This window comes from Cupriavidus sp. a3 (assembly GCF_051015765.1).
Taxonomy (GTDB): Bacteria; Pseudomonadota; Gammaproteobacteria; order Burkholderiales; family Burkholderiaceae; genus Cupriavidus; species Cupriavidus oxalaticus_A.
Genome location: NZ_CP170644.1, coordinates 1,042,800 through 1,059,309, shown reverse-complemented (window position 1 = coordinate 1,059,309; position 16,510 = coordinate 1,042,800). Strand labels below are relative to the sequence as shown.

The following is a 16,510-nucleotide window of genomic DNA, read 5'->3' as shown; positions in this document are numbered from 1 at the left end:
CGTGCGCAACGCGGTGCCCTGCCCGTTTATTATGGTTTTCTACTGCGCCGGCAGCGGTGCCGCCGGTCCTGCCTTGCCCAGCTTGCTGCTTGCGCCTGATGCTTGCCTTTGACGCCAGCGGTGAAGTGATATGAAATCAGCGGTATGAATCAAGCGGTATGAATATTGCCGTTGCTCAGCAGCGTATTCAGGTCGAGCCCGACCACGCCCTGCAGCACCGCCACGTCCTGGAAGGCCGCGCCCGAACCACCGCCATCCCGGTCAAGGCTGACCACGGTATTGCCATCAATCTCGGCGAGCCGCACGAATTGCGCCGCGTTCGCGGTGGTGACACTGGCGCCGGACAGCAGGTCGGACAGGTCCAGCACATCGCCACCTGCCGCCGCGGGCGTGACATCGAAATCGGAGATCGTGTCGACCGAGGCCGCATCGGCGCGCAGGAAGCGGTAGGTATCGCTGCCGCCGCCGCCGCTCAGCTGGTCGGCCCCGGCCCCGCCCACGAGCAGGTCGTTGCCGCCGCCCCCTGCGAGCTGGTCGTTGCCCGCGCCCCCACGCAGCACGTCGTCGCCGCCCGAGCCGGTAATCGTATCGTTGAAGGCCGACCCGATCACCCCTTCCATGTTCCGGTAGCTGTCGATGCCCAGGCCGGACGCCGTCCCCAGATCGACGGTAGTCGTCGCGCTGCCTTGCGTCAGCGTGAAGACAACCGAGCTCATCGCATCGGCAAAGTCCAGCAGGTCGAGGCCTTCGCGGCCGTCGATGATGTCATTGCCGGCGCCAGCGCGAATGATGTCGTTGGCCAGGCTGCCCGTCAGGGTGTCGCCAAAGCGCGAGCCGATCACACCCTCCATATTCTGGTAGGTGTCGGTACCGAGTCCGGTCCCCGAGCCCGTGTTGAACTGGGTGGCGACGTTGCCCTGCGTCAGCGTGAACGTCAGCGACGCGCCTGCGTCGGAGAAATCCAGCAAGTCGATCCCTGCGCCACCGTCGATGTTGTCGTTGCCGGCGGCACCGCGCAGTACGTCGTCGCCGGCACCACCGTTGAGCGAGTCGGTACCCGATCCGCCAATGAAGACGTCGGCAATGCCGGCGCCGGTCAGCGTGTCGTTCTGGGAGCCGCCATCGAGATAGGAAGCCTGGTATTCCAGTCCCTCAAGGGACACCTTGGCACCGTTCTCGGTGAGCATGACATTGACCGAGACAGTTGCGGTACTGGTGCCGCCGGCGGCGTCCGAAACGGTATAGGTGAAGCTGCCGGAGGTCTTGTCGACGTCGAAGCGGATGTAGCTGCCGTTGGTATCCGCGACGAAAGCCAGGTTGCTGACGCCCCCGTTCGCGGAGCCCAGCCCCGTGACCGACAGCGCCATGCCATCGACATCGCCATCGTTGGCAAGCAGTGCGCTGACCGGAATCAGGATGGTGCTGCGGCTGTTGCCATTGCTGTCGTTGGAGACATAGACCAGGTCGGATGCCGCCACCGGTGCATCGTTGACAGCACTGAGCGTGATGGCAACGGCGCTGGTGTCGGCTGAGATGCCGTCGCTTGCCTGCATCTGCACCGACGCCGTGCCGGCATAGTCCTTGTCGCCGACGAACGTCATCCCGTCCAGCGCGGCATTGATCGCCGCGTCGGTGCCCGTAAACGTCATGGTGCCGTCCGCGGTGCCATCTCCCGCCAGGAACTGCAGGCCGGCAATGCCGTTCAGCGTGATCGTGCCGGCTGCCGCCGTCAGCGTCACGGTATGGCTTGCGTTGTCCACATCCGCGATGCTGAGCGCATTGCCCGTGGCCGAACTGAAAACCAGCGGTGTGTCTTCCCGGCCCGCCTGCACCGTTGGCACGGTGTTCACAACGGTATCGTTTTCACCGGTGATATTGACCGTGATGACCTGGCTGGCGCTGAGATCCGACGATTGCACGGTCAGCGTGTCGGTCACGTGCTGCCCCGCTGCCAGCGCGTCCGCCTTGCCCTGGTCAAGCGTGTAGGTCCACGCGCCCGTGTCGCTGTCGAAGGAAAAATTCCCGTACTGGCCGACCAGGCTGTCCGGCGCCACGGCGGCAAAGTGCGACTGCCCGGCATCGCCATCGCTAACGGTCAGCATGCCGCTTGCGAATGCGTCGCCCGTGGTGCCGTTGGCCACGCCACCCGCCTCGGTCACCGAGGTCTCGTCGCCGGCCGATGCGGTGATGATGGCCTGATCGTTGGTGCCGGTGATATTGACACTAATCGTTTGCCGGGCGGTCTGGTCCGCTGACACCACGGTCAGCGAATCGCTGGCCTGCTGGCCTGCGGTCAGCGATTCGGCCTTGATGTTGTCAAGCGTGTAGGTCCAGGCGCCGGTATTGCTGTCGAAGGTGAAGGTGCCATAGTTTCCGGAAAGGCTGTCCGTCGGCACAGCGGCGAAATGCGCTTCACCGGTATCGGCATCAGTGACCGTCAGCGTTCCGCCGGCCGAAGGATCACCGGCAATGGCGTTGGCCAGCCCTCCGGCCTCCGTCGCCAACGTATCTTCGCTGGTCGATGCCGTGATGGTGGCGTGGTCGTTGGCGCCGGTGATATTGACGGTGATGGTCCGCTGGGCGGTCTGGTCCAGTGACACCACTGTCAGCGAATCGGTGACCTGCTGGCCTGCGGTCAGCGATTCGGCTTTGCTGTCGTCAAGAGCGTAGGTCCAGGCGCCGGTGTTGCTGTCGAAGGTGAAGGTGCCATACTGCCCGACCAGGCTTTCCGCCTGCACGGCGGCGAATTTCGCTTCACCGGTATCGACATCGCTGACGGTGAGCCTCCCACTGGCCGAAGGATCACCCGCAACGGCATTGGCCACCCCGCCAGCCTCTGTCGCCAACGTATCTTCGCTGGCTGACGCATGGATGGTGGCCACATCGTTGGCACCGTCGACCCGGATGGTCAGCACCGACGATGCCGACGCCTGCCCATCGGTCACGCTGTAGCTGAAAGTCTCATCGACATGGTCGCCACGCCTCAGTGCCTGCACCTGCGCATTGCTGTTGTCCAGCGTGTAGCTGTAGCTGCCGTCGGCGTTGATCTGCAGCGTGCCGTACTGGCCGACATAGATGCCGGGACTGGCCACCGCCAGCACGTTGCCGGCGTCGATATCGCTGTCATTGGACAGCACATTGCCGGTAATCGGATTCGGATGATTGTCTTCGGCCATGCCATGGGTGTCGGCGGCGGCCGTGGGCGCATGATTGTCGTAGCCGGCAAAATCGCTCCTGGCGAGTTCATGCAGGCCGTTGAGCTGGATGACCATCTCCGCTGTGGCGGGATTGCCATCGACATCCACATAGACATAGGTATTGCCGCCCGATTGCCCGAACCAGGCGCCATGAGCCGTCGGCGTGCGGCCTCCCCATTCGAAGCCGGTCTGTCCCAGCACCGGCCGCAGGTCGAGACGGTCGGTGCCGCGCTGGAAGTCGGTGATGACATCCATGCCGCCCGCAGAAGAATCCATCACGGCGCTGTAGACGAACACATCGCGGCCTGCACCGCCACTCAGCAGATCGCCGCCACCGCCGCCGCCGATGGTGTCGTTGCCACCTTCGCCATAGACGGTGTCCTTGCCGTTGCCGCCGGCAATGATGTCGTCGCCGCCCACGACGGCGTTGTTGCCGTTGTCGCCGTAGATCAGGTCATCGCCATTGCCGCCAGCGATGCGGTCGTTTCCAGGCTGGGCCGACTCATGGCCGCGCCCAAGCTGGTAATCGGCGTAGCTGTCGAAGCCGTCGCCATAGATGGTATCGCCGCCGTTGTCGCCGGTGTAGAGCGCAGAGCTCGCATCGAGGCTGCCGATTACATCGTCGCCGCTGCCGCCATAGACCGCATCGGCCCCGTTGCCGCCCGCCAGGCTGTCGCTGCCGCGCCCGCCGAATACCCGGTCCTTGCCATTCGCACCCAGCAGGGTGTCGTCGCCGTCGCCGCCTTCGACGATATCGTCGCCGTTGCCCGCGTCGACGTAGTCATTGCCATCGCCGGCGCTGACATAGTCGTTGCCGTTGCCGCTCAGGATGGTGTCGCTGGAAGTGGTGCCGCTGATATTGTCGATGCCATTGCCGCCGGTCAGTGTTGCCATGGTTCCCCCGTCCTGAATGCCGGCCTGGTGGCCGTGCCTTGCTGGTTGTGATTGTGCGCGGGCTGCGCGCGTGCCTTTTTTGTTGCGCTTACCGTTCCCGGAACGCCAGCTCCCGGGTCTTGATGATGGGCTTGAGCAGGTAGTGGAGCACCGTCTTCTGGCCAGTCAGCACATCGACCGTGGCCACCATGCCGGGCAGGATGGGCACCTGCACGGCGCTGCCGCCGGGCCGGTTGTCGCGAGTGCGCACGCGTACCAGGTAGTAGCTCTCCGGCCGCTCGCCCGGGCGTTCCGGCGTCAGCGTATCGGCGCTGATATGTTCGACCGTGCCGGGAAAACCGCCATAGATCGAGAAGTCATAGGCCGACAGCTTGACCACCGCCGGCTGCCCCGGGCGCAGGAAGGCGATATCGGCCGGGCGCACGCGCGCTTCCACCAGCAGCGTGTCTTCCAGCGGCACGATTTCCACCAGGTCCATGCCGGGCTGCACCACCCCACCGACGGTATTGACCTTGAGTTGCTTGACGATGCCGGCGAGCGGCGCGCGCACCAGGGTGCGATCGACACGGTCCTGCAGCGCGGTGTTGGTGGCGCTCTGCGCCGCCTGCTCGGCCTTGGCCTGGTTCAGTTCGCGCATGGCCTCCGCGCGGAAATGCGTGGCCGTCTCGTCCAGCTTCTGCTGGCTCTCGCGCAAGGCCGCTTCCAGGCGTGGCATGGCCAGCCGCGTGGCGTCGAGCTCGCCCTTCAGGTCGTTGGTCTGCCGCTCCAGCCGCAGCACGTCGACGTCGGACACGACGCCCTGCGCCACCATTGGCCGCATCATCGCCAGCTCCTGCGCCACCAGGCGATGGCTCTGCCGCAGCTGCTGCTCGCGCGAGCGCTTCTCGGTCAGTTCCTGGCGGCGCTGCTCGGACTGCTGGCGCAACACTGACAGATTGGCTTCGAGCGCGCGCTTGCGTGATTCGAACAGCGCGTGTTCCTCGGCCAGGAACCGGCGGTTGTCTGCATCGCCGGCCGCGCTGGCGACGAACGCCGTGCCGGCAGACTCGGCACTCAGGCGCGCAATACGCGCCACCAGCGCATCGTCCCTGGTGCGGCCTTCCTGGTACGAGGCGGTAAAGCGGGTATCGTCGATACGCATCAGCGCCTGGTCCTTGTTCACGACCTGCCCCGGGCGCACCATGATCTCGGCGACGATGCCGCCTTCGAGGTTCTGCACCACCTGCACCTGGCTGGACGGGATCACCTTGCCCTCGCCCACCGTCACTTCATCCACGCGCGCCAGCGCGGCCCATGCCAGCGCCACCAACACGAACAGCAGCGTGCACAACAGGATCCAGTGCGTGAACCAGCGCGGCCCCGCCACCGCTGCGGCCTCGCGCTCGCCCATGAACACGGTGTCATCCGCGTGCGGCCGCAGCGCTGCGGCCAGGCGGCGCAGGCGATTCCGGGTCTCATGCAGACGCGACATGGAGCTTCCTTCCTGCAAGCGCGTTCAGCACATCGGCCTTCGGCCCGTCGGCGACAATGCGGCCCTGGTCCATTACGATCAGGCGGTCGACCAGGCTCAGCAGCGAGCCCCGGTGCGTCACCAGCAGCAGCGTGCGCCCACCCAGCGCCGCGGACAACCGCGACTTGAACTGCTCCTCGGTGCGGTTGTCCATCGCGCTGCTGGGTTCATCCAGCAGCAGCACCGGCGGTTGCAGCAAGTCGGCGCGGGCGATCGCGATCGCCTGGCGCTGCCCGCCCGACAGCCCTTCGCCGCGCTCGCCAAGCCGCAGGTCATAGCCATCCGGCAGGCGATCGATAAAGTCGCTGACGCCACCCAGCCGCGCCGCGCGCAGCACCGCCTCATCGTCGGCATACGGTGCGCCCATCACGATGTTCTCGCGCACGGTGCCGCTGAACAGCATCACCTCCTGCGGCACATAGCCGATATCGCGCCGCAGCGCCGCGGGGTCTAGCTGGCGCACATCCGCGCCATCGACCAGCACCGAGCCAGTCTCCGGTGCGTAAAGGCCCAGGATGAGCTTCTCGATGGTGGTCTTGCCCGAGCCGATGCGGCCGATCAGGCCAACGCGCTCGCCGCTGGCAATGCGGAAGGACACGTCGTCCAGGACGGCGCCGTCGCGGCCCGGATAGCGAAAGCTCACCTGCCGGAATTCGATCTCGCCCCGCAACGGCGGACGGTGCACGAAATGCCTGCCGGGCGGGCGCTCGACTGGCAATGCCATCATCCGGTCAATGCCGGCCAGCGCGGTGCGTGCCTGGTGGTAGCGCGTGGTCAGCCCTGCCATCTGCGACAGCGGCGCCAGCGCACGCCCGGCCAGGATGGTGCAGGCAATCAGGCCTCCCATGGTGAGCCGGTCTTCGGCGATCAGGTAGACGCCGATAACCACCACCACCAGCGTGGCGGCCTGCTGTGCGAACAGCGACACGTTGATCACGCACGCTGACAGCAACCGTGCCCGCAAGCCCAGCCTTGCCATCTGCCCGACCACCTGTTCCCAGTTGCGCTGTGCGGCACCGTCGGCGCCGACCGTCTTGATGGTCTCGAGCCCGACCAGGGTTTCCACCAGCGCGGCTTGCCGCTGCGCCGCGCAGGCACTGCTGGCGCGCACCGCGCGCGACAGCGGTCCCTGCAATGCCAGGCTGACACCCAGCACCAGCGGCACCGTCAGCAGCGGCACCCAGGCAAGCGGGCCGCCGACCCAGAACATCGCGACGATGAAGACCGCGGCAAACGGCAGGTCGATCAGCGTGGTGATGGTGGCGGAGGTCAGGAAGTCGCGCACCGATTCGAACTCGTGCAGCTGGCTGCTAAGGCTGCCCGCCGACGCGGGCCGCGACTTCATCTCGATGCCCAGCACTTTGCCGAACACCGTTGCGGAGACGGTCACGTCGATGCGCCTGCCCGCCACGTCGACAAAATAGCCACGCAGCGTTCGCATCGCCAGCTCGAACAGCAGCACCAGGCCAACCCCGACAGCCAGCGCCCATAGTGTCTCCAGCGCATGGTTCGGCACCACGCGGTCGTAGACGTTCATGGTGAACAGCGGCATGGCCAGCGCGAACAGGCTCAGCAGCAGCGAGGCGACCATTACCTCGCCATAAACCGGCCAGGACTGGCGCATCACACCCCAGAACCATTCATGGGGCGCAGCCGGCGCGCCATCGTGCGCCGCCGCATCCGTGCGATGCGCGGGCCGGGCAAAGATGGCATGGCCGGAGTAGCGCGCCAGCAGTTCTTCTGCGGGCACAACCTGCTCGCCGTTCCCGCATTCGGGCAGCGCCAGCACCACGGTGCCCGCCTCGCCCCGGCGCAGCAGCACGCAGGCCTGTCCCTGGTCAAGCAGCAGGATCGCGGGCAAGACCAGGTCAGGAATCCCTTCCAGCTTGCGCCGCACCAGCCGCGCCGACATGCCGGCCCTGGCCGCCGCCCGCGCGAACAGCGCCGGGGTCAGGCGATGCGAGGCAAGCGGCAGGCCGGAAAGCAGCGCCTCTGCTGACGCCGGCTGGTGGAAGTGGCGGGCCAGCCAGAGCAGGCAATCCAGCAACGGATCGTCCGGACGCGCCTCGCGGCATGCCGGGTCCGGCAGGTTCCAGCCGGTATCCCCGGCCTCCCGGGCAGGGATGGCGGCAGCATGCATGGCCATTGCCCTCGCGCTTCAGCGTGCGCGCGCGCCACGCCGCCGCGGCGCGGCATGGCATGCCGCCAGCAGCCTGGCGCGGCCTGCCGCCGCCTCACGCCATGCACGCCGTGCACAAGGCGTGCGTCGATTGCATCCATCCATGTTTTCCCCGGTCCCATTTGTTATGACGTTTTTTGCAAGCGTATGCGGCGGAGGTCTGTGCGCCCATCCTGCAAATGGCGCAACCGGGCCATCGGAGACGCTCGAAGCAATCATCCGTATGGCGTTTCATACATGCAACATCCGGGAAAGAGCGCCAAGAATCAGGGACCGCGCGGGCCACCAAATATCAAGGCATGATGTATTCGCGCCACGCCCTACTTAAGTGGTGTATATCCCTCGGGCGGGCGCATAAGACAATACAAAGACAATATAAGACAGTGATAGTGCGCCAGCCCGCTCTGGCAGGGTGCGCTTGTTTTTCTTGTCACAACTACGGCGGGGTCATCCAGATGCCTACGCGAATCTTTCGCGTTGTTCCGGCAGTTCAAGGCTGGGCCCTTGAAATTGAAGGTCTTGCGGAAAAGCCCCTGCTTTATACCTCTCTTGAAGCTGCGATAACCGCGGGATGGCACCGGGCGAAGCATGATAACGCCGAGCTTCACATCCACCGCCAGGATGGAACCGTCCGCCTGCTGACCGCTCTCGCAGCCGATTCAGGCGGCAACAAGGAGTGAAGGCTTTCTGGCAGGCTGCACCGCGGATAATCCGGCGTGTGACGCCATCTTCACCAGGTGTAGGACGCCGCCCGATAGCTACGCGATTGCCGCTGATCTATCACAAAGGCATGAGCACAGGCTTCCGCATGGAGATCATCATGCAACCCGGATTAGAGGCGCGATGCATAGAGCAGGATCTGCAAGACCTGGACGACACGGATCTGGCCATCCTGCGGGCCGAGAAACGTATCGCCGCGCAGGAGCTACGGATCGCTCAGTTGAACCGGGATGGTATCGATAGCGCCAGTGCGCAGGCAATGCTGACCAACATGCGTGAAGGTCTCAAGGAACTCATCATGCACCGTGCGCTAATCGTGCATGGCATCACCTATCGCGAACCCTAGGCAAACCCGGCACGGCCTATGGCACCTCCTCAACCGCAGCAGCGGAATCCGACGAAGAGGTCGCTGCGGTGCGGCAGGTAGAAGTTGCGGTAGCGGGGATGCTTCATGCGTGCATGGGTAGCGAACGATCCGCCGCGAACCGAGCGATGCGTGTGAAACCAGGGGGCGGAATATTCCTGGTACGGGTCGGGCGAGAATCCTGCGTAGGGTACGAACGGATCAGCCGTCCATTCCCACACGGCCCTCCCCCAGCGGATCAGGTCATGCGTTGCCGCATACTCCCATTCCGCTTCCGTGGGCAAGCGCTTGCCGGCCCAGCGGCAATAGGCTTCCGCCTCGTAGGCATTGATATGACACACGGGCTGTTCGGGCGGCAGCGGCACCCATTGCCCGAACCAGCGCAACGCCCATTGCCCGGGGGGGCCGCCGGCTGGCCGGCGCCAGCGACCCGGATGCGCCAGCCCGCCCTGCTGCAGCCATGCGCGTCCGTCGCCGGACCACCACTGCGGATCGCGGTAGCCGCCGGCGGCCACGAAGTCCGCAAACTCGGCATTGCTGACACAAGTGCGATCGATGCGGAAAGGGGCGAGGTGGACGGGGTGGGCCCACTTCTCGTTGTCGAAGACAAAGCCGTCGCCCCCTGCGGGCGCCCCCATCAGGAACGTGCCGCCGCCTGCGGCTGCCGAGCCGGCGCCTGGCGCAATGGAAGGCATGCCAAGCGGGGCATGCAGCGGATAATCGAGCGTCTGGCGCATATAGGTCAGCGCCTCCGCGTGCATGTCTTCGTGGAACAAGGCGAGCCGGAAAAAATAGAGCGCCTGGTCGGTATCATCCGCCACGGCGAGGCTGGCCCGGACACGCTCCAGCACCGCCGCCACGTAGCCGCGTACTTCCCGCAGCGGGGGCAAGGCGAGCTTCCAGCGATCCGTGTGAGGAACGAGCGAGGAATCGAAGAAGCGGTCGGCATTATCGAGCATCGACGGCAGGCTCGCGACCAGGCGGCCGCCCGCGCCCGGACGCGGATCCCGCAGCACCCAGTGCTCGGTGAACCACGCGACATGCGCGTATTCCCACAAGGGTGGATTGATCCCCGGGTCGTAGCGAACCTGCCACTGGGACGGCGACAGATCCTGCAGGATGGCCCAGGTGCGCCGATGCGCATCGGTAAAAGCCGCATCGAGCCCGAATTTGTTTATCCTTCTGGCTGCACCCCCTTCAGAGCCGATCGTCATGCGTCCTCCCAAGGCCACTGTCGCGATTATCAGCCCGGCACTCCGCAAAGCCAATAACGGCAACTGGCAGACCGCACATCGCTGGTCGCACTTCCTGCAGGCAGATTACGGTGTGACCGTGGCCGCGGAGTGGCCGCCGGGCCACTCAGGCGGTGCGGTCCCGGCGTGCCTGATCGCGCTGCACGCCCGGCGCTCGGCAGATTCCATCGCCAGGTTTGCCGAAGCCTGCCCCGGCCGTCCACTGGTGGTGGTGCTGACCGGGACGGACCTGTACCGCGATATCCGCAGCGACGCATCCGCCCGGCGCTCCCTGGAGCTTGCCACCCACCTGGTGGTGCTGCAGGACGAAGGGCCCGCCGAACTGGCCCCCGGGCATCGTGCCAAGTGCCGGGTCATCTACCAGTCCGCCCCGGCAATCGTGCCGGCAGCGACCAGCCACGATGCGTTTGACGTCGTCCTGGTGGGTCATATGCGGGCGGAAAAAGACCCGGCGACGCCCATGCTGGCCGTGATGCTGCTTGCTGAGGATTCGCGCGTGCGCCTGACCCATATCGGCGCCGCCCTGGACGAGAGCTACCGGGAGTCAGCCGAGGCGCTGCAAGCGCAGCGCTGGCCAGGGCTCCAGCGCTATGTCTGGCTGGCAAACCTGCCTCACACCGAGACGCGGCTGCGCATCGGCCAGGCGCAGGCGCTGGTCATATCGAGCGTGATAGAAGGCGGCGCCAACGTGATCATCGAAGCCGTTACCAGTGGCGTACCGGTGCTCGCCAGCCGCATCCCCGGCAACATCGGCATGCTGGGCCGCGACTACGAGGGCTATTTCCCGCCGGGCAATGCCGCGCATCTGGCGGAGCTGCTGGAACGCGCCAGCCGCGACGCCGCCTTCCTGGCGCGCCTGCGGCAGCAATGCGCACAGCGGGCGCCGCTGTTCGCACCGGAGCGCGAACGCGCCGAAGTCATTGGGCTTGTCGCCGAAGCCCTGAAGCCGGATTAACCTAGCCGGATTGACCAGGAGAGGCCTTGCCCGGATTGCGGTAGCATAGGCGCCCTTTTGGATAGTCCATCACCATCACCGCCGTTCTTCGACCACGCCCGATCATGATCCCGACCATATTCCCGCGTATCGCGAAACGCCTTGCCGCGCTTGCCCTGTTTGGCCTTGCCGGCCTGTCCGGTGCCCAGGCGGCACAGACCGTGCTGAAGGTGTCGGCCATCCCCGACGAGGCACCGACCGAACTGCAGCGCAAGTTCGCGCCGCTCGGCAAATACCTGGAGAAGGAAACCGGCATGAAGGTGGAGTTCGTGCCAGTGACGGATTACGCCGCCGTGGTCGAGTCCCTGGCGACGGGCAAGCTCGACATGGCATGGCTGGGCGGTTTCACCTACGTGCAAAGCAAGATCCGGACGCAGGGCGCCACCATCCCCATCGTCCAGCGACAGGAAGATGCCGCGTTTACCAGCAAGTTCATCACGGCCGACAGCAGTATCAAGACCCTGGCCGACCTCAAGGGCAAGACCTTCGCCTTCGGCTCGCCGTCCTCGACTTCCGGACACCTGATGCCGCGCAGTTTCCTGCAGCAGGCCGGCATCGATCCGGACCGGGACTTCAAGACTGTCGCCTACTCGGGCGCCCATGATGCAACGGTCGCCTTCGTCCAGGCCGGCAAGGCCGACGCCGGCGTGCTCAACGCCTCGGTCTGGGACAAGCTGGTGGAGCAGCACAAGGTGGACCCCGGCAAGGTCCGGGTGTTTGCCGTCACGCCGCCCTACTTCGACTACAACTGGACCGTGCGCGGCGGGCTCGACCCGGCCTTGGCCAAGAAGCTGACCGAAGCGTTCCTGCGCCTTGACCCGGCCAATCCCGAGCACAGGGAGATCATGGCACTGCAAAGGACCGTCAAGTACATCCCCACCCGGCCGGAGAACTACGCCGGCATCGAGGCCGCGGCCCGCGCCGCGGGCCTGGTCAAGTGAGTTTCAGTCTCGACGCAGCCAGCGTCACCTACCCCAACGGGCAGCGCGCGCTGAGCCGGATCGCCTTGTCGGCGGGCAGCGGCGAGCGCATCGCCGTCATCGGTCCCTCGGGCGCCGGCAAGACCTCGCTGCTGCGCCTGCTGGCAACGTCGCTGCGGCCCGGCGAAGGCCGCGTCGAGATCCTGGGGCAAATTCCCTGGGCACTGAGCGCCGCGCGCCTGCGGCGCCTGCGCTGCCGCATCGGCATGGTGCACCAGGCACCGCCCATGCCTCCGCGCCAGCGCGTGATCACCGCCATCCTTGCCGGCCGCCTCGGTATCTGGCCCGGCTGGAAATCCATGCTCTCGCTGGTCTATCCGGCGGATATTGCCGGTGCCAGCGAACAGCTGGCGCGACTGGAGCTGGCCGACCGCCTGTTCGATCGCTGCGACCAGTTGTCGGGCGGCCAGTTGCAGCGCGTCGGGGTGGCCCGCGTGCTCTACCAGCGCCCGGAACTGATCCTGGCCGACGAGCCGGTCTCGGCGATGGATCCCGTGCTTGCCAACCTGACCCTGGGCGAGTTGCGCAAGGAAGCCGATACGCGTGCGGTGACGCTGGTCGCCAGCCTGCACGCGGTAGATCTGGCGCTGCGCTGGTTTCCCCGCATCATCGGCCTGAAGTCGGGCGAGATCGCCTTCGACCTGCCGGCCGGGCACGTCACTGACGCCCTGCTGCGCGAACTCTACGCCTCCGAGAGCGAATCGCCACCCGTGCAGGGCAGCCGGTCCGTGGCCATCGCCGCCACTGCCGGCAGCGTTGACCCACGCAGGGCGGCATGCCGATGACCACGCATCCACGCGACCCGCAGGCGCTGCGGCGGGCCAGCGGCCTGCTGCTGGCGCTGCTGCTGCTCTGGCCCCTGCTGCGGCTGTCCCGGTTCAGCCCGTCGGCGCTGTTCGACGCGGCAAACCTCAAGGTGATGGGCGGCTTCCTGCGCAACTTCCTGCCCCCCGAGGTCTCGGTCGAATTTCTTGGCTACGTGGCCAAGGCAACGCTGGAAACGCTGGCTATCGCGACCGCAGGCGTCGCGCTGGCCTTTGTCATTGCTGCGCCGCTGGCTGTGGCAATGTCCAGGAGCCTTTCCATCTCGCGTATCGGCCCGGGCCCGGGAAAGCGGGTGCGGGCAGCGTTGCGCACCGCCGTGCGGGCGCTGGTGCTGCTGCTGCGTGGCGTACCGGAGCTGGTCTGGGCGCTGGTCTTCGTGCGCGCCCTGGGCCTTGGCGCGGCGGCGGGCGTGCTGGCGCTGGCGGTCACCTATGGCGGCATGCTGGCGAAGGTCTATGCGGAAATCCTCGAATCGAGCGACCAGCGCGCGGCGCAGGCCCTGCTCACCGGCGGCAGCGGGCGCCTGGCGGCGCTGTCCTACGGATTGCTGCCGAATGCCGCGCAGGAGCTGGTCTCGTACACGGTGTATCGCTGGGAATGCGCCATCCGGGCGTCGGTGGTGATGGGCTTCGTCGGCGCCGGCGGGCTTGGCCAGCTGATGGACCAGGCCATGAAGCTGCTCAACGGCGGCGAAGCCGCGACCATCCTGCTTGTATTCCTGCTGCTGGTCCTGCTGGCCGACGCGCTCAGCGCCCGGCTGCGCAAGATGCTGGAATGAACCATGGCGACGAACACGCCCACGGCCGCCCAACTCTGCCTGAAGTGCCTGCTTACGCTGCTCGCCGTGGCCATAGCGGTTGCGGCAAGTTTCGCCTGGCTCTCGCTTGACCTGGGCCAGCTCATTTCCCGGGACGCTGCAGCCGGGATGCTGCGCTTCCTGCTGACGTTCTTCCCGCCGGAGCTGTCGCCGGCGTTTCTTGCCAGAACCGGTGTCAGCATGCTCGAAACGCTCGCGATTTCCGCCGTGGGCACGCTGTGTGCGGCGGTGCTGGGTTTTGGCCTGGCACTACCGGCTTCCGGGCTCTACGGCGATGCGCTGCGCACCTTGTCACGCTTGCTGCTGAACCTGCTGCGCTCGATTCCCGAGCTGGTATGGGCTGGCCTGACCGTGCTCGCGGTCGGCCTTGGACCGTTTGCCGGCACCCTTGCCCTGGCACTGCACACGGCGGGCGTGCTCGGCCGCCTCTTCGCCGAGGCGCTGGAGAATGCGCCGCGCACACCCGCCCGCGCGCTGGCGGAAAAAGGCGCCCCCGCCGCACTGGTCTTCATGTATGGGACGCTGCCCTGCGTATGGCCCCAGTTCCTGTCCTACACCCTGTACCGCTGGGAAACCAATATCCGCGCGGCGGCGATCCTTGGCTTTGTCGGCGCCGGCGGGCTTGGGCAGATGCTGTATTTCGAGCTGTCCCTGTTCCATATGCCCCAGGCTTGCACGGTGATCATCGCCATGCTTGTCCTGGCGGCCGTGGTCGACACGGCCAGCGCGATCATGAGGGTTGACCGGCCATCCTGAAATTACGAGGTTACGGGGCAATCCCTTCTAGCGCGACAATCCTTGTCGTCGCACATTTTTGACGGATCGCCTTAAGACGAGCGTACTCTGGTGACTCATACCAGGCCATCAAGGAGTCCATGCTCGGGAACGCGACGATGACGAGACGATGTGGCTGCCAGTCGCCTTCGAGAACTTTGGTCAGACCACCACGGCCCAAATATTTTCCGCCGTAGCGGAACTCAGTGGCAGGTACTTCTCGCTTGTACTCGTCGAAAATGGCAGGGTCCGTTAGCAGTAATATGAGCATTCCGCCCTTCAATTGGAAATACCGCGATGCAAGTACTGGTTGACGCAGACGCCTGCCCGGTTGTCGTCAAGGAAATGTTGTATCGGGCCGCGCAGCGTGTCGGAGTGTGCGTCACGCTGGTGGCGAACAAGTATATGCGCACGCCGCCTTCCCGCTTTATCAAGGCACTGCAAGTGCCGGCGGGCTTCGACGCCGCCGATGACCGTATCGTCGAATTGGTCAGCAACGGTGACCTCGTGATTACGGCGGACATACCCCTTGCCGCCGCTGCCCTCGGCAAGGGCGCTTTCGTGCTCGACCCACGAGGAATCTGGTTTAGCCGAGAGAATATCCAGGAGCGCCTGACGATGCGCGAGGTGATGGACCAGCTCCGCGGCTCGGGCGTCGATACCGGCGGTCCGGCACCGTACGCCTCACAGGATAGCAAGGCGTTCGCTGGCCAATTGGACCGATTCCTGGCACGCCATGCGCCGCCAGGTGCGGTCGCCTGAAGCGTGCTACCCACAGCAACGCAATAGTGGACCGGCTCTGATAAACGTGGCTCCCGCCAGTCGCTTGCCGGCCATCTACGGGCGTTGGCTTATGCCGTGACGCCGACGTTCAAGCGTCAGTTCCACCCAGCTATCGGACGCCGGTGCGGAAGCGCACATACTGTGGCGAAACTTTTCCATACCGTCTTCAACGTTGAAAGCGCGCATCGCGGCAATGCACCGGAGACGATTTTGGCATCACTACTTTATGGTGCCGGTTGGGCCGGCGGGCTGGTGTTGGCGGTCGCAATATTCACAAGTATCCTGATCGCCCTGGAGCTCGGCCGGCTGGTGTGGCAATGGCAGGTTGCCTCCGGTCGCGAACCGGAGACAACGGGCGTCAGCGCGGTCGCAAGCGCGATATTCGCACTGCTTGGGCTATTGATCGCCTTCACCTTTTCCGGCGCGGCAAGCCGCTTTGATATGCGGCGTACGCTGATCGTCCAGGAAGCCAACGATATCGGCACTGCTTACCTGCGTCTGGATCTGCTGCCGCAACCAGCACGTGGTGAGTTGCAGGAGATACTCCGGCAATATCTCGATACCCGGCTTGGCGCCTATCGAGCCGTCCCTGACCGCAAACGCGTCGAGGCTTTCTTGGTACGTTCGGACGTACTGCGTGAACACCTCTGGACAAGATCCGTAACGGAGTCCCAGCGATCCGCTAGTACGGCGGCCACCATGCTTCTGTTACCAGCGCTCAATGCAGCATTCGACACGGCATCGACCCGACTCGCCGCAACAAAGGAACATCCGCCCGGCGTCATCTTCGGCATGCTTTTCGCGCTTTGCTGGGTTGGGGCATTGTTTGCGGGCTATGGCATGGCCAGCCGCAGTCCTCGAAACTGGTTGCATGCGCTTTTCTTCGTGGCCTCGCTGACGGTGACACTCTATGTCATCGTCGACTTGGAGTTTCCGCGGTTAGGCCTGATCCGCGTTGACGCTTTCGATGAGGTGTTGCAGGAAGTCCGCAATGGAATGCGATGAACCAACAGGTGCAGCAGCGCGCCAGCGGCAAGAGACAGGTTGAGTGACGTCTGGATGCGCTCGAGAGTCCTGAGCTGACGGTACACCAAGTTAACGAGCGGAGTAAAGCAATCCACCCAGCCCCCCCGACTCCGCCGACCACGACAAATGCCAGTGGCGACGATGCGGCTTGTCAGGGCCACCCAATCGCGGCTATCGCTGTCCGGACGACGTCA

General features: G+C 65.5%; 14 protein-coding genes. 9 read left to right on the top strand and 5 right to left on the bottom strand.

Going from position 1 to position 16,510, the window contains the following annotated elements:
• Window positions 1–149: 149 nt before the first annotated feature.
• The 3 genes from ACAD63_RS26655 to ACAD63_RS26645 all read right to left on the bottom strand — a co-directional run bounded on the left by ACAD63_RS26655 (window position 150) and on the right by ACAD63_RS26645 (window position 7,741).
• A complete protein-coding gene (locus ACAD63_RS26655; protein WP_434034619.1) occupies window positions 150–4,091 on the bottom strand; it encodes a beta strand repeat-containing protein in 3,942 nt (1,313 codons plus the stop codon).
• 88 nt (window positions 4,092–4,179) lie between these two features.
• Window positions 4,180–5,562, bottom strand: a complete 1,383-nt coding sequence (locus tag ACAD63_RS26650; protein ID WP_135702758.1) for an HlyD family type I secretion periplasmic adaptor subunit — start codon at window positions 5,560–5,562, stop codon at window positions 4,180–4,182.
• On the bottom strand, window positions 5,546–7,741 hold the full coding sequence (locus ACAD63_RS26645; protein ID WP_135702759.1) for a type I secretion system permease/ATPase: 2,196 nt from the start codon (window positions 7,739–7,741) through the stop codon (window positions 5,546–5,548). The genes ACAD63_RS26650 and ACAD63_RS26645 overlap by 17 nt, the downstream gene beginning before the upstream one ends.
• Window positions 7,742–8,235: 494 nt before the next feature.
• Here ACAD63_RS26645 and ACAD63_RS26640 point away from each other — a divergent pair, with 494 nt between their 5' ends.
• Window positions 8,236–8,460 (top strand): DUF2188 domain-containing protein, encoded by a 225-nt coding sequence (locus tag ACAD63_RS26640; protein ID WP_135702760.1) that lies wholly within the window; start codon window positions 8,236–8,238, stop codon window positions 8,458–8,460.
• Window positions 8,461–8,588: 128 nt separating this feature from the next.
• Window positions 8,589–8,846 carry a hypothetical protein gene (locus tag ACAD63_RS26635; protein WP_240745800.1) on the top strand — a complete coding sequence of 86 codons (258 nt, stop codon included), beginning with the start codon at window positions 8,589–8,591 and terminating at the stop codon, window positions 8,844–8,846.
• Between the two features lie 29 nt (window positions 8,847–8,875).
• Here ACAD63_RS26635 and senA read toward each other — a convergent pair whose 3' ends face one another.
• Window positions 8,876–10,078: a selenoneine synthase SenA gene (senA, locus tag ACAD63_RS26630; protein ID WP_135702761.1), complete on the bottom strand. Its 1,203-nt coding sequence runs from the start codon at window positions 10,076–10,078 to the stop codon at window positions 8,876–8,878.
• Here senA and senB point away from each other — a divergent pair.
• The 5 genes from senB to phnE all read left to right on the top strand — a co-directional run bounded on the left by senB (window position 10,077) and on the right by phnE (window position 14,489).
• Complete coding sequence (senB, locus tag ACAD63_RS26625) at window positions 10,077–11,072, top strand: selenoneine biosynthesis selenosugar synthase SenB (RefSeq protein ID WP_135702762.1); 996 nt, start codon at window positions 10,077–10,079, stop codon at window positions 11,070–11,072. The two genes, senA and senB, sit on opposite strands and share 2 nt — an antisense overlap.
• 104 nt (window positions 11,073–11,176) lie before the next feature.
• Window positions 11,177–12,052, top strand: a complete 876-nt coding sequence (locus ACAD63_RS26620) for a putative selenate ABC transporter substrate-binding protein (RefSeq protein WP_135702763.1) — start codon at window positions 11,177–11,179, stop codon at window positions 12,050–12,052.
• Window positions 12,049–12,876, top strand: a complete 828-nt coding sequence (locus ACAD63_RS26615) for a phosphonate ABC transporter ATP-binding protein (protein ID WP_133094584.1) — start codon at window positions 12,049–12,051, stop codon at window positions 12,874–12,876. The genes ACAD63_RS26620 and ACAD63_RS26615 overlap by 4 nt, the downstream gene beginning before the upstream one ends.
• Entirely contained in the window at window positions 12,873–13,694 is an 822-nt protein-coding gene (locus ACAD63_RS26610; RefSeq protein WP_135702764.1) for a PhnE/PtxC family ABC transporter permease, read from the top strand. The genes ACAD63_RS26615 and ACAD63_RS26610 overlap by 4 nt, the downstream gene beginning before the upstream one ends.
• Window positions 13,695–13,697: 3 nt before the next feature.
• Complete coding sequence (phnE, locus tag ACAD63_RS26605; RefSeq protein WP_135702765.1) at window positions 13,698–14,489, top strand: phosphonate ABC transporter, permease protein PhnE; 792 nt, start codon at window positions 13,698–13,700, stop codon at window positions 14,487–14,489.
• 10 nt (window positions 14,490–14,499) lie between these two features.
• Here the strand turns inward: phnE and ACAD63_RS26600 are convergent, their stop codons facing one another.
• Window positions 14,500–14,778, bottom strand: coding sequence for a DUF1330 domain-containing protein (locus ACAD63_RS26600; RefSeq protein ID WP_434034618.1), 279 nt, complete (start codon window positions 14,776–14,778; stop codon window positions 14,500–14,502).
• A gap of 26 nt (window positions 14,779–14,804) precedes the next feature.
• Between ACAD63_RS26600 and ACAD63_RS26595 the strand changes: the two genes are divergently transcribed.
• Together ACAD63_RS26595 and ACAD63_RS26590 are read left to right on the top strand one after the other, a co-directional pair.
• Window positions 14,805–15,269, top strand: coding sequence for a YaiI/YqxD family protein (locus ACAD63_RS26595; RefSeq protein ID WP_135702766.1), 465 nt, complete (start codon window positions 14,805–14,807; stop codon window positions 15,267–15,269).
• Between the two features lie 162 nt (window positions 15,270–15,431).
• Window positions 15,432–16,295 carry a DUF4239 domain-containing protein gene (locus ACAD63_RS26590; protein WP_240745802.1) on the top strand — a complete coding sequence of 288 codons (864 nt, stop codon included), beginning with the start codon at window positions 15,432–15,434 and terminating at the stop codon, window positions 16,293–16,295.
• Window positions 16,296–16,510: the final 215 nt, after the last annotated feature.

Excerpts from the sequence above, each read along its gene's own strand:
- senB (WP_135702762.1), top strand. The coding sequence starts at position 10,077 with ATGCGTCCTCCCAAGGCCACTGTCGCGATTATCAGCCCGGCACTCCGC.
- ACAD63_RS26640 (WP_135702760.1), top strand. The coding sequence starts at position 8,236 with ATGCCTACGCGAATCTTTCGCGTTGTTCCGGCAGTTCAAGGCTGGGCC.
- ACAD63_RS26645 (WP_135702759.1), bottom strand. The coding sequence starts at position 7,741 with ATGCATGCTGCCGCCATCCCTGCCCGGGAGGCCGGGGATACCGGCTGG.
- ACAD63_RS26620 (WP_135702763.1), top strand. The coding sequence starts at position 11,177 with ATGATCCCGACCATATTCCCGCGTATCGCGAAACGCCTTGCCGCGCTT.
- ACAD63_RS26635 (WP_240745800.1), top strand. The coding sequence starts at position 8,589 with ATGGAGATCATCATGCAACCCGGATTAGAGGCGCGATGCATAGAGCAG.
- ACAD63_RS26595 (WP_135702766.1), top strand. The coding sequence starts at position 14,805 with ATGCAAGTACTGGTTGACGCAGACGCCTGCCCGGTTGTCGTCAAGGAA.
- ACAD63_RS26655 (WP_434034619.1), bottom strand. The coding sequence starts at position 4,091 with ATGGCAACACTGACCGGCGGCAATGGCATCGACAATATCAGCGGCACC.
- ACAD63_RS26600 (WP_434034618.1), bottom strand. The coding sequence starts at position 14,778 with ATGCTCATATTACTGCTAACGGACCCTGCCATTTTCGACGAGTACAAG.
- ACAD63_RS26650 (WP_135702758.1), bottom strand. The coding sequence starts at position 5,562 with ATGTCGCGTCTGCATGAGACCCGGAATCGCCTGCGCCGCCTGGCCGCA.
- phnE (WP_135702765.1), top strand. The coding sequence starts at position 13,698 with ATGGCGACGAACACGCCCACGGCCGCCCAACTCTGCCTGAAGTGCCTG.
- senA (WP_135702761.1), bottom strand. The coding sequence starts at position 10,078 with ATGACGATCGGCTCTGAAGGGGGTGCAGCCAGAAGGATAAACAAATTC.
- ACAD63_RS26610 (WP_135702764.1), top strand. The coding sequence starts at position 12,873 with ATGACCACGCATCCACGCGACCCGCAGGCGCTGCGGCGGGCCAGCGGC.